Annotated in this window: 10 protein-coding genes, 1 tRNA gene and 1 pseudogene; 7 read left to right on the top strand and 5 right to left on the bottom strand. The window is 65.5% G+C overall.

The window, feature by feature from the left end:
• Positions 1 to 50: 50 nt before the first annotated feature.
• Positions 51 to 1,751, bottom strand: a complete 1,701-nt coding sequence (locus tag ACCQ10_RS09530) for a ShlB/FhaC/HecB family hemolysin secretion/activation protein (RefSeq protein WP_372362922.1) — start codon at positions 1,749 to 1,751, stop codon at positions 51 to 53.
• Positions 1,752 to 2,485: 734 nt separating this feature from the next.
• On the opposite strand from ACCQ10_RS09530, the gene pgaA reads away from it, so the two are divergent.
• From pgaA to pgaD, 4 genes are read left to right on the top strand one after another with little or no spacing between them, the layout of a single operon-like run.
• Entirely contained in the window at positions 2,486 to 4,444 is a 1,959-nt protein-coding gene (gene pgaA / locus ACCQ10_RS09525) for a poly-beta-1,6 N-acetyl-D-glucosamine export porin PgaA (protein WP_372363088.1), read from the top strand.
• A complete protein-coding gene (gene pgaB, locus ACCQ10_RS09520) occupies positions 4,426 to 6,324 on the top strand; it encodes a poly-beta-1,6-N-acetyl-D-glucosamine N-deacetylase PgaB (protein WP_372362921.1) in 1,899 nt (632 codons plus the stop codon). Before pgaA ends, pgaB begins: the two co-directional genes overlap by 19 nt.
• A 3-nt stretch (positions 6,325 to 6,327) precedes the next feature.
• Positions 6,328 to 7,581 carry a poly-beta-1,6-N-acetyl-D-glucosamine synthase gene (gene pgaC / locus ACCQ10_RS09515; RefSeq protein WP_047697858.1) on the top strand — a complete coding sequence of 418 codons (1,254 nt, stop codon included), beginning with the start codon at positions 6,328 to 6,330 and terminating at the stop codon, positions 7,579 to 7,581.
• On the top strand, positions 7,578 to 8,024 hold the full coding sequence (gene pgaD, locus ACCQ10_RS09510; protein WP_372362920.1) for a poly-beta-1,6-N-acetyl-D-glucosamine biosynthesis protein PgaD: 447 nt from the start codon (positions 7,578 to 7,580) through the stop codon (positions 8,022 to 8,024). Before pgaC ends, pgaD begins: the two co-directional genes overlap by 4 nt.
• Before the next feature lie 210 nt (positions 8,025 to 8,234).
• On the opposite strand, the pseudogene ACCQ10_RS09505 reads toward pgaD, so the two are convergent.
• Positions 8,235 to 9,101: pseudogene (locus ACCQ10_RS09505) on the bottom strand (LysR family transcriptional regulator); the annotation flags it as partial.
• A 230-nt stretch (positions 9,102 to 9,331) separates the two neighbouring features.
• Here ACCQ10_RS09505 and ACCQ10_RS09500 point away from each other — a divergent pair.
• On the top strand, positions 9,332 to 10,225 hold the full coding sequence (locus tag ACCQ10_RS09500; RefSeq protein WP_372362919.1) for an oxidoreductase: 894 nt from the start codon (positions 9,332 to 9,334) through the stop codon (positions 10,223 to 10,225).
• Between the two features lie 16 nt (positions 10,226 to 10,241).
• Here ACCQ10_RS09500 and ACCQ10_RS09495 read toward each other — a convergent pair.
• Positions 10,242 to 10,324, bottom strand: a tRNA-Ser gene (locus ACCQ10_RS09495).
• A 160-nt stretch (positions 10,325 to 10,484) separates the two neighbouring features.
• Between ACCQ10_RS09495 and ACCQ10_RS09490 the strand changes: the two genes are divergently transcribed.
• Positions 10,485 to 10,766 carry a hypothetical protein gene (locus tag ACCQ10_RS09490; RefSeq protein ID WP_372362918.1) on the top strand — a complete coding sequence of 94 codons (282 nt, stop codon included), beginning with the start codon at positions 10,485 to 10,487 and terminating at the stop codon, positions 10,764 to 10,766.
• A complete protein-coding gene (locus ACCQ10_RS09485; RefSeq protein WP_372362917.1) occupies positions 10,763 to 10,972 on the top strand; it encodes a helix-turn-helix domain-containing protein in 210 nt (69 codons plus the stop codon). Before ACCQ10_RS09490 ends, ACCQ10_RS09485 begins: the two co-directional genes overlap by 4 nt.
• 128 nt (positions 10,973 to 11,100) lie before the next feature.
• Here ACCQ10_RS09485 and ACCQ10_RS09480 read toward each other — a convergent pair whose 3' ends face one another.
• Both ACCQ10_RS09480 and ACCQ10_RS09475 read right to left on the bottom strand, forming a co-directional pair.
• Positions 11,101 to 11,877, bottom strand: coding sequence for a hypothetical protein (locus tag ACCQ10_RS09480; RefSeq protein WP_372362916.1), 777 nt, complete (start codon positions 11,875 to 11,877; stop codon positions 11,101 to 11,103).
• Positions 11,877 to 12,125 carry a hypothetical protein gene (locus ACCQ10_RS09475; RefSeq protein ID WP_372362915.1) on the bottom strand — a complete coding sequence of 83 codons (249 nt, stop codon included), beginning with the start codon at positions 12,123 to 12,125 and terminating at the stop codon, positions 11,877 to 11,879. Before ACCQ10_RS09475 ends, ACCQ10_RS09480 begins: the two co-directional genes overlap by 1 nt.
• Position 12,126 lies beyond the last annotated feature (1 nt).

Genomic DNA, 12,126 nt, shown 5'->3' with positions numbered 1-12,126 from the left:
TCGACGGCATCAATCAACTCGCGCACTGCCGGCTGGCAGCACGATCCATGTCAGAACTGGTAGATCACCCGCGCGCCGTAGGCCGGCTGCGCGCTTCCAAAGCCGTCGGGGCGATGGATCGCCCAGCCGGCAAATGCATCGATACTGGCGCCGAACCAGCCGCCACGCAGACCCAATGCCCCGCCCACCAGACTGCGACCGCGCAGCCCGCTGGCACTGGTGCCATCGATGCGGCCCGCATCCAGCCCCAAGTAAGGCGTGAGGCCGATCCGTTGCACCGGAAAACTCAGGGTATTGCGCCAGTACGCGCCTTTTTCCGCACCCAGCGTCGCTTCACCATCGAATCCGCGCACGCTGTAACGGCCGCCGATGGTGACGAACTCGGAGCCAAGCAACAGTTCGCCGGCGGTCTGCGCGCGCAGGCTGCTTTCCCATGCCATCGGCACCGGGCCCAGCTTGAACGGCAACGCGGTGCTGACATCCAGCGTGGTGACGCCGTAGCGAAACGTGGGGAAGCCGATCTGCGGGTCGTACCCGGTCCACTGGCTGTTGAACCACGGCGTGCCGCGCCGATGCGCGAGGCGTACGTCCAGCTGCATCGCGCCCAGGTAGCGCCGATGCGTGACATAGAATTCCGCGCTGCTGGTATCGCGCCGCTGGATGCCGATTTCCACGCCATCCAGATAGCTGCGCGCGCGCCGGCGGCCGATGGTGACCCCGGCCGAGGTCTTGCTGGTGCCATCGCGGTGCAGCACGCGCTGGATATCCAGTTGCGCGTTACTCGATTCGCCGCTGGACTGGAAGGTCTGCAAGAAGCCATCGACGCGCTGGTGATAGCGATAGGACGATGCCGACAACGCCAGCGTCCACCATCCCCACGGCAGGTTGTAGCTCAGGCTGTTGCCACGCGTGCCGCGCTCTTCGTCGCGGGTGGCCAGATCGTGGCTGTAGCCGATGCTCAGCAGGTCGTTGAGACCCAGCGGATTGTCCAGCGACACATCCAGCCCGCCCTGCACGCGCCCGGTGGCGTCCACGCCCGAATCCTCGGCGTTGACCACAGCGCGCCAGCGTCGCCCATGTTGCAAGGTGATCACCAGATCCGATTCGCCCGGGGCGTCGCCCGGGGCGATGTCGATCTTGGCATCCTGTGATGGGAGGCGCTTGAACTGTTCTACCGCCTGTTCGATCGCGCGCAGGTCCAGCAGGTCACCACTGCGCAACGGCAAGGCCGTTTTCCAGTGCGCGCCACCGGTATCGGAGACCACGCGCACCGCACGCAGACGCCCGGGCATCAGTTCGAGGCGCAATTCTCCGCGCGACAGGTCCTGCTCGGGGATGCCGATGCGGGTGGTGACAAGGCCGCGCGCGACCAGTTGGTCCAGTGCGCGGCGGCGAATGATGTCGACCCCGGCGCGGCCGATGCAACGTCCCTCATAACGGCGCAGCGATTTCCACAGCCACGCGAAGCGCGCAGCGTCGTCGCCAGCACCCGACAAACGCACGCGGGTGATCGAAAAGCACAGCTCTTCCGCCGGCAGCAGCGTGCTGCGCGCATCGACACGCTCTGCATCGTCACGCGGCCCGGCGAAGGGCGCCTGGCGCTCCTGCTCCTGCCGACGCTGGATCTCTTCAGCCTGGCGCAGCTGCTCCTGCCGGTCCAGGCTGGTCGGTGCCGATTGTTGTGCAGCCGCCGGCGCGGCGATCGCCCATAGGCAAGCCGCCAGCGCCAACGCCGCCGATCGCGTCCACATCTGTCTTGCCCCCGTGCAACGGCCACGCCTCGACACGCCGTTGCTCGCACCACCGTCCTGGCCGCCAAAACGGCGGCACAACCCGTCGGACCAGTGAGTGCGGCGCAACTGTGATGCAGTGTTAAGAACAGGTCAACGCGCCATGTAGGGGCCACCCTGTAAGGAAATCCCGACAAATCTCGTTATGTGATCAAAGTCACTTAAAAAGTGCAGTTCAACTGCGCGGTGCAGGTGCGCCCGCGCGTCAACGGACACTCTCTTGAGTCTAACTTCCGGCAACGCGCCGTTATAAAGCAAATTCGAGGAATGCCTTTCAGCGCATAGAGCGAGAACGCCGCCCTCAGTGCGCGGCTCCAATGCACATCCGCAGCGCTGACGACACCCAACGGACCCCGATCACATCGTCGCTGCATCCAAATTTCCGGACGCGCCGTAAGTGTGCTGACTTGCGCACTTAGGCCAAGCGAGCTCATGCGATGAACATCGCGTAAACATCGTGATGACATTCGCTTTACATGGGCATACGCAGTATCGCCGCTCTTCATAGCCAGGACTGCTTGTGAATCTCCCCCTTTCCCTGTTTGCACCGACACGTGCAGCGCGGTCGTCCTGACCGCACAGGCGCACTCACTCCCCTGCTCAGCCTCGCTCTGTTTGCCGCATGTGTGCCCCTGGCGCACAGCGGAGAAGTGCGGCCGGCAGCTGTGACTGACGCCTCCATCGCCCCGACACCCATGCAGCAGGCCGAGCAACTGCGCGGCCAGCAGCGCTATGCGGACGCGTTGGCCATCTACGAACGCGTGCTGCGCAACGACCCGCGCGACAAGGGGGCGTACACGATGCGTGCGCTCACCCTCGCCGATCTGGGCAGCGCGCAGCTGGCCGCCGAAGCGGTGTGGCGTCATCCGGACTGGTTTTCGCCGCAAGAGCGCGAGCGCCTCGACAATGATCGCGTGGCGCGCATGATTGGTTGGGCCAGTGCCGAGCCGGTCGATGCCGCGCACCGCTACGCGGAGACCGACCAGGCGCTGACCAATGTGGCGCGTCTCCAACGCGATGCGCCGCCGCAGGTCGCCTGGGAAGCCACGCGCCTGCGCGTGGACAGCCTGGTCGCCCTCAACCAGCGTCAGCGCCATCGCGATGTGGTTGCGAACTACCAGGCGCTGCGCGCAAATGGCGTCGATGTCCCGAGCTACGTGCTGCCTACCGTGGGCGACTCGCTGATGGGCTTGCGCCGCCCCGCCGAGGCAGAGGGCGTACTGCGCGAAGCACTCAAGCACACGCCCGACGACTTCGGCACGCAGGTATTGCTGGGGTATGCATTGCTGGAGCAGGAACGCTTCGATCAGGCGATGCCGCTGTTCGAACGATTGGCGGCCAGCCAGGCGCCGTGGCCACGGCGTGCCGGTGCGTCCAGCGGCTATGAAAACTGGGACCGCTTCAGCGCCGACGTTGCGCTGGCGACCGCGCGCTCGGCAGCCAACGACAACCGCGGCGCGGAGCAGCTGCTGCGCGAACGCGTGGCCATCGGGCCGGACAACGCCGAACTGCAGGCCGCGCTGGCATCCATCGAATCGCGCCGCGGCCATACCACGCAGGCGCTGCAGCGCAATCAGATGGCGTTGACGCTGGACCCGCATCAAAAGCAGGCACGCGGCGGCATTGTCGAAAACCAGCGCGACCTCGATCGCCTGGACCTGGCCGATGCCCAGTTCACCGCCTTGCGCGCCGAGTATCCCGACGATGTCGGCCTGCAGCGGCTGGGGGCATCGCTGGAACGTCAGCGCGGGTGGCAGGTTCATCTGAGCCATGCCTGGGGACGCAGCGATAACGACAACAGCGCCACGGCAATCTCGCCGCTCGGCAACCATTTCGGCAGTTCGCTGCTGGAAGCCGAATCGCCCCTGCTCGGCGAGCGCTGGCGAGTGGGCCTGCGCGCGCGCGACGACTGGGCCGACTTTCAGGACACCCGTGTGCGCTACCGCAGTTTCTGGCTGGGCACGCATTACCGCTACGACCGCCTGGACCTCAGCGCGTACGGCGGCCGGGCGCTGGACGATTTCGATCGCGATGGCACCGCCTGGACGCTGGATGCGGGTTGGCGCTTTTCCGATGCCTGGTACGGCAGCGTGGCCTGGCGCACACGCGATCCGGACGCCTCGTTGCAGGCCCGTCGCCTGGGTATCACCGGCGACAGCATCGGCGCCACGTTGCGCTGGACGCCAAGCGATGAAACACGCTGGGAGCTGCAGGCGCGCCAGCTGCGCTACAGCGACGGCAACCGGCGCGATCAGCTCGATCTTTCGGGCAGCCAACGCCTGTGGGCCAGCCCGCATGTGCTGGTCGACGGGCTGTTTGCCGCCTCGGCCGGGCGTGCGCACGACGACCGCGTGGTCGACTACTTCAACCCACGTCGCAGCACGAGCGTGGCCGCAGGGGTGCGCGTCGAACAGATCGGCTGGCGCCGCTACGACGCTGCCTTCCGGCAACGCCTGGACGTGACCGCCGGCCCGACCTACCAGTCCGGCTTCGGCAGCCAATGGGTTCCTGCCCTGGCGTACCGGCATCTGTGGTCGCTGGGCGATGGCAGCGCACTGACCTATGGCGTGAGCTGGTCGCGCCCAGTCTACGACGGCCGGCGCGAACACCAACTTGGATTGGACCTGGATTTCCGATGGGGAGGTACGCCTTGATCCGCCTGCCGCTATTGCTGCTCGCGTTGATGCTGATGACGTTTGCGTCGTCTGCACACGCGGGTCTGCTGGTGCTCAGCTACCACGACATTCGCGACGACGTCGCGGCCAAGGGCGACCCGGATCGCTACGCGGTATCCACCAGCAACTTTGCCGCGCATCTGGACTGGCTGCGCTCGCACGCTTATCACCCGGTGAGCGTGCAGCAGGTGCTGGACGCACGTGCCGGCCGTCGCGCATTGCCGTCGCGGCCGGTGTTGCTCACCTTCGACGATGGCTTGCGCAGCGTCTACACCCGCGTGTTTCCGTTGTTGCAGGCCTATGGCTACCCCGCGCTCGTTGCGCCGGTGACCAGCTGGGTCGAACTGCCTGCAGGCAAGGTCGTGCCCTACGGCCCGCGCGATTTCACCGGCGACGATTTCGTGACCTGGGCGCAACTGCGCGAAATGCAGGACAGCGGCCTGGTCGAAATCGGCTCGCACAGCGATGACCTGCACAAGGGCATCGCCGGCAACCCGTTCGGCAATCAGACGCCTGCTGCGGTGACGCGCGAGTGGCATGCAGACAGCGGCTATGAAAACGAAGCCGACTATCGCCGGCGCATCGAGACCGACCTGCGCCATAGCCGCGATGCCATCGTGACACATCTGGGCAAGCCGCCGCGGGCGATGGTGTGGCCGTATGCCGCCTACAACCGCGCCAGCAACGCCATTGCCGCGCAGTTGGGCATGACGCTCAGTTTTGACCTGGAAGGCCGCTCGCACGAAGCCGATATCGGCCAGCAGGGGCGTGACCGCGTGGATGGCCAGTCGCTGGCCAGCCTCGGGCGCTTGTTGCTGTTCAACAACCCCGATGTGCGCGACCTGGCCGGCGAATTGCGCCGCGACCTGTCGCGCGATGGCCTGCGCGCCATGCAGATCGATCTGGACTACGTCTACGACCCGGATCCCGCACAGCTGGCGCGCAACCTCGACATCCTGGTCCAGCGCGTCAAGGACATCGGGCCGAGTCATGTGTTCCTGCAGGCCTTCGCGGACCCGGATGGCGATGGCGCCGCCGATGCGCTGTATTTCCCCAACCGGCATCTGCCGATGCGCGCGGACCTGTTCGGGCGCGTCGCCTGGCAGCTGCGCACCCGCGCCGGCGTGCGTGTGTTCGCCTGGTTGCCGGTGCTTGGCTTCCACCTGCCCGATGCGCAGCAACAGGCCGCATTGCAGGTCCGCGGCAACGACCCCAAGGACGTGCCGCGGCTGGATCCGAGCAACCCGCGCACGCGCGCACTGGTGGCCGACATCTACGAAGACCTCGCCGCCAATGCCTACTTCGAAGGCCTGCTGTTCCACGACGATGCCTACCTGCGCGATGACGAGCTGCCGGCCTATGGCGGCGGCGATCCGGCACGACGCACCCAGGCGCTGATCGGCTTCACCCAGCAGCTGAAGACAGCCGCAGAACGTTGGCGCCCGAAGCTGGTGACGGTGCGCAACCTGTTTGCGCAGCCGGTGCTGGAGCCGCACAGCGAGGCCTGGTTTGCGCAGCGCCTGGATGCCTTTGCAGCCGCCTACGACTACACCGCGCTGATGGCGATGCCATACATGGAAAATGCCGACGACCCGCAGCAGTGGCTGAGCGAGCTGGCCAGGCGTGTCGGGCAACAGCCACGCGGCTTCGACAAGACCATGTTCGAACTGCAGACCGTCGATTGGCGCACCGGCAAACCGTTGCCCGAGGGCGTGCTGCTGGCGCAGACCAGACTGCTGCTGGCGGCAGGCGTGCGTCACCTGGCGTATTACCCGGACGATTTCATTGGCGGCCATCCGTCTCTGCCCGAAGCGCGCGAAGCCATGTCGGCCCGCCAATTCCCCTATCTCGAGCGATGACCGATGACGACCAGCCTCTTACTGGCCGCCCTGTTCAACTTTGCGTTCTTCTACCCGATCATCATGGCGTTCTTCTGGATGATCGGCGGGATCTACTACTACCTGCGGCGCGAACGCGGCACGCCGGGCCCGTCCAAGCCGCCGCCGATGGCCAGCGAACCGTTCGTATCGCTGCTGATGCCTTGCTACAACGAGGCCAAGCACGTGGCCGAAACCATCGCGGCGATGAGCGCGCAGCAGTATGCGGACTTCGAGATCATCGCCATCAACGACGGCAGCACCGATCGCACCGCCGAAGTGCTCGACGACCTCACTCACCAGTATCCGCGCCTGCGGGTGGTGCACCTGGAACAGAACCACGGCAAGGCCAACGCACTGCGCGTGGGCACGCTGGCAGCGCGCTCGGACTATCTGGTGTGCGTGGATGCCGATGCGATCCTGGACCCGAATGCCACGCGCTGGATGGTGGGCCACCTGGTGTCCGGCCCACGCGTGGGCGGGGTCACCGGCAACCCGCGCGTGCGTAACCGCACCACCTTGATGGGCCGCATGCAGGTGGGCGAGTTCTCCGCGATCGTCGGGCTGATCAAGCGCGCGCAACGCGTGTATGGCCGCCTGTTCACCGTCTCCGGCGTGATTTGCGCGTTCCGTCGCTCGGCCCTGCACCACGTCGGCTTCTGGTCCGACAACATGGTCACCGAAGACATCGACATCTCCTGGCGCCTGCAGCTGGACGGCTGGGATATCCGCTACGAACCCAACGCACTGTGCTGGATCCTGATGCCGGAAACCTTCCGCGGCCTGTGGATGCAGCGCCTGCGCTGGGCACGCGGCGGCGTCGAAGTGCTGCTCAGCCATGGCCGTCGCGCGCTGGCCTGGCGCAGCCGTCGCATGTGGGCGGTCCTGCTGGAGTACGCGCTGAGCCTGATCTGGGCCTACGTGATGCTCTTCATCATCGTGCTGTGGGCCTTGGGCAAATTCATCGCGATGCCGCCTGCGCTGTATGTCGACACCATCCTGCCGCGCTGGCATGGCCTGGTGCTGGCGGTGGTCTGCCTGCTGCAGTTCGGCACCAGCCTGATGATCGAACGCCGTTACGAAAAAGGACTGGCACGCCAGTTCTTCTGGGTCATCTGGTACCCGGCTGCGTTCTGGATGATCGGCATGATGACTGCGGTCATCGCCTTCCCCCGCGCCCTCATCGCACGCCGCAACACGCGTGCCCGCTGGAAAAGCCCCGACCGAGGAATTCAATGACACCGCCCATCATCAACCTGCCGCAACGCCTGGGCCGCTCGCGCCGTCTCGCCTACGGTGCCGCCACCGCCGGCGCGTGGATGGTCTATTTCTACCTGTGGGCACCGCTGGCAACGCTGCTTGCGTGGTTCTTTGGCCTGCGCAGTGCCTATACCGAGCTGTATCTGCGCCACAACGCCATCGACCCGTTCGCGCTGGGCGCGCTGCCGGTGATCGCGCTGATGGCCGCCGTCACCACGGTCGGCTGGGCCGAGTACAACCGCCTGCGCTTTGCCAACTCCGACAAGCGCAAGCGCCCGCGCACCGTGGCCGAACCGGAAGTCGACCAGCGCCTGGGCGCCACCGAACAGTTGGGCAGCCTGCTTCGGCACAGCCGCATCTCCAGCGTCTCGATGGACAAGTCCGCCAAGCCGGTCGGTGTCCGCGTGCTACGGCATCGCTGACGCCAGCCACGCTGCATGCTGGCCATTGCAGCCCTGGCGACGTGCCCGATGGCCACCGCCGCCGATGCGAACGATGCGACGCCGCCTTGTTCAGGACGGCGGCCTGTCGCGCGCCTTGCGCTGCGCAGCTTGCGCGCTCCGCTTCGTTGCACTGGCTGTAGGTAGCGGAGCAGCATGCACTGCCCCAACCGCCGGGTCGTTTTCGAACGTCCTGACAAAATCGATGAATGCCCTCAGTGCCGGCGGCGACAGGTTGCGATTCGGGTAATACAGGTAAGGGCCCTGGAACGGCTGCCACCAGGGCCGCAATACCGGTTCCAGGGCGCCGGCATCGAAGTGGGGCTGCAGCCATTCCTCGAACAAATGGACGATTCCCTGCCCCGCCACCGCTGATTGCACGGCCAGATCGCTGCCGCCGCCGATCTCCACCAGCAACTGCCCCTGCGGGATGATGGTGACCACCTCACCGTCCCGCTCGAATTCCCAGTCCGCCATGGCGCCGCTGGGGAAGCGGCCACGGATGCAATCGTGGTCGAGCAACTCACGCGGATGGTGTGGCCGTCCGTGGCGCGCCAGATACTGCGGCGACGCCCCGGTTGCGATGCGTTGCACGCGCGGGCCGATCGGCATGGCCACCATGTCCTGCTGCAGACGCTCGCCATAACGGATGCCCGCATCGCAACCTGCGGCGATGACGTCGACGAAATTTTCTTCGGTCAGGATTTCCACGCTGATATCCGGATAGGCCGCCATGAAAGCCGGCAGAATCCGCGGCAGGACCAGGCGCGCAGCACTGACCGGCACGTTGAGCCGCAAGGTGCCGGCCGGCGTGTCCCGGAAAGCGCTGATGACCTCCTTGGCGCTATCGAGTTCGATCAGCGCAGGCTCGATGCGCGCCAACAGTGCCTTCCCCGCATCGGTCAAGACCACGCTGCGCGTGGTGCGGTTGAACAGCCGTACGCCCAGCCACGCCTCCATCCGCTTCACCGCATCGCTCAGGTTGGACGCGCTCACGTCGGCGCTTTTCGCCGCCTCGCGGAACCCGCCTGCCCGCGCAACCCGGACAAAGCTCTCCATATCGCTCAGCCGACCGCTCATTGTTCGAATTTCCGTACAAGCCGTTCGCTTTGTACCGGATTGTCGCACAGTAGCGACCGCCCTAAATTGCACACACGGTCAGACGGCAGTCCCCAGCGCACCGCTTCCGGGCTGTCAGATCAAGTCACCTGCACTACCGCCGCGCGCAGGCCGCGCCATCTCCACGTTTCACCGCAGCGACCCGTCACTCATCCCCTCTAGGAACAGCAATGAACAACGACACACGTCTTGGCGGCACCTTTACCCTGCCCGGCACCGGCATCTCCATCAAGCGGATGGGCTACGGCACGATGCAGCTGCCCGGAGCGCATGTGTGGGGGCCACCCCGCGACAAGGCCGCAGCGCTGGCCGTATTGAAGGAAGCGGTTACGCTGGGCGTCGACCACATCGACACCGCCGAATTTTACGGCCCGCATGTGTCCAACCAGCTGATTCGCGAAGCACTTTACCCATACGCCGACGGGCTGCGGATCGTCACCAAGATCGGCATCGGCCGTGGCAGCGACGCCTCCTGGAATGCCGATCGGTCTCCTGCAAGCCTCAGACGCCAGGTGCAGGACAACCTGGTCAGTCTTGGCCTGGAAACGCTGGACGTGGTGAACCTGCGCCTGGGCGCGATGATGGACACCGACACCAGCGCGATCGCCGAACCGGTGGCCTGCCTGGCCGAGCTGCAACGCGAAGGACTGGTGCGCCACATCGGCCTGAGCAATATCACGCCCGCCCAGTATCAGGAAGCCGAAAAGCTGGCCAAGATCGTTTGCGTCCAGAATCACTACAACCTGGTCAAACGCGACGACGACGCCTTTATCGACGCACTCAACGACCAGGGCGTGGCCTACGTCCCGTTCTTCCCGCTGGGGGGGTTCTCACCTGTGCAATCGGACGCGCTGTCGCAGGTTGCCAAGGACGCAGGCGCCACGCCCAAGCAGGTCGCCCTCGCCTGGCTGCTGCAGCGCTCGCCCAATATTCTCGTCATCGCAGGGACTTCGTCGGTGCCCCACCTGCGCGAAAATCTTGCCGCCTCCGGGCTGCACCTGTCCGCACAACAGCTTGCGGTGCTCAACAGCATTGCGGACGAAGCGAGCGTCACCGGCCACTAGAATCGCAATGCCGTCCTGGTGACCCCGGCCCGATTCGAACGGGCGACCTTCCCCTTAGGAGGGGGACTATCAGTCCAGTCGTGGCAATGCTTTCGGGTCTAACTGTGCCAATTGTGTGACCAAATGTCAGCCCGCCCCGCATTGCCGCGGCCTGGCCGCCTAGATCGCATTCCCGACGAACGGTAGTTGACGGTTAGGAACATATTTCCTAATCTATCTCCATGCCAGCCACCCCGGTGCGGCGATAAAGGAGATCGACATGAGCAAGATCGCACAGCAGATTGCCCAGCAGTACGACAACACCACGGCCGCCGGTGAGACCGCGGAATCCCAAGCCATCGCGAAAGACCAGATATGGAGCGGAGAGGGCTACACAATCTACCTTTTCGACGACAACAGCCTGCTCGCCCAGTCCGGCTCCGCACAGATCGCGGTCGATGCAGATGACCAGGGCAGCGTGGACAATTACATCAAGTGGTTGGGCGAAGATGCGGCACACGACCAGCAGCGCATCGACGACATGCTCGCGGCGCTCGCGTGAAGCCAGACGCATCCAAGCATGACCCGCGCCCAGAATATCTCCGGGCGCTGATCGAAACTGCCGGACTGTCTCAGCGTCAGGCTGCGGATCGCATTGGCGTCGGCGAGCGCCTGCTGCGCTATTACCTTGTCGCTTCCGATCATCAGAGCTACCGAGCCGCCCCATATCCGGTGCAATTTGCACTGGAGCAGCTGGCAGAAGATTGAGCCGGCCCGGCGCTGCTCAGGCGCCACGCGGGTGAGCGGCCTGTGGCCCCGCGTCCGGCAAAGATAGATTCGCACCGATATGGGATTTCACATATCGTCTTGTGCCGCAACTTTGCGTAGGGGAAAGCCTACCGGTCGAACAGGTAGCCCATGACGTCGATCTGCACGCTGCCCACCGCCAGGCTGACGACGTTGCCCAGCAGGCCCGTGGTGGACGCCAGCACGACGATGCTCAGGTCTGCGTCCAGCGGCATGATGAAGCGCAGGTTGTTGTTCGGAAGGATAGCGCAGTAGCGGTTGGTGGCGGACAGCAATGGGTTGGCCTGGGTGATCATGCCCGGCCGGCCGACGTAGGTGGTCAACGGCGACAGGTTGCTGATCTGCAGGTCAACGTGCGTGGCAGTCGGCGGGATGAAGCTGGTGAGCGGGTAGGTAGTCTGGGGCGGGGCCTGCAGCAGCGTTACACCGAGCGTGCCGAGGATGGGCGGCTGGATGAACCCGCTACTGCCCACGTCCAGCTGGATGAGGTTGCCCTTCGACAGGGCCTGCGCATGCCGTCCGGCGCGCAGCCTGCCGACCGCTTCGACCCGGCCTGAGCCGAGATAGCGGGCTCCATCATTGGCTGCTGTGACACCTGCCCCCTTGCTGCGCGCCGTGCCGCGGTAGAGCACCGGAGCATCGGGGGACAGCAGCAGGCCGGCCACGTTGTTCGAAGACTCCACGCCGTAGGCATGCAGCCAGCCAACCGCCGCCGTGCCCGATACCGTCGCCGTCGCATCGCCGTCGCTACGCATCCGACGCCCGGCCTTGTTGAAAAAGTAGCCCTCGGTCAGGCGCACCGAGTTGTTCGGACCGGCCACCAGCTGGCAGCCGACAATCTCCGTGATTCGGGTCAGGTCAGGCATCAGATCACCACCGGGCTTTGATCGGACTGGCGCAGGTAGGTCGTGCCATCGCTGTAGATGATCGCCTCGCCACCAGGCGCGTCGATGCAGCGGAACTGCCGGTTGATGTCGGCGGCAGCGTCGGTGAGCTGGGACACGGTGCGCACCGGTAGGACAGAGCCTCCAGGCAGGGCCGAGACGACCGCGCCCCAGCCATTGCCGTCGTACACCCAAGTCCGGCCGTATTCGGTCCAAACCTTGCCGGCCATT

This window comes from Xanthomonas sp. NCPPB 1325, assembly GCF_041477645.2.
Taxonomy (GTDB): domain Bacteria; phylum Pseudomonadota; class Gammaproteobacteria; order Xanthomonadales; family Xanthomonadaceae; genus Xanthomonas; species Xanthomonas cannabis.
This window is presented reverse-complemented; position numbering and strand designations above follow the sequence as displayed.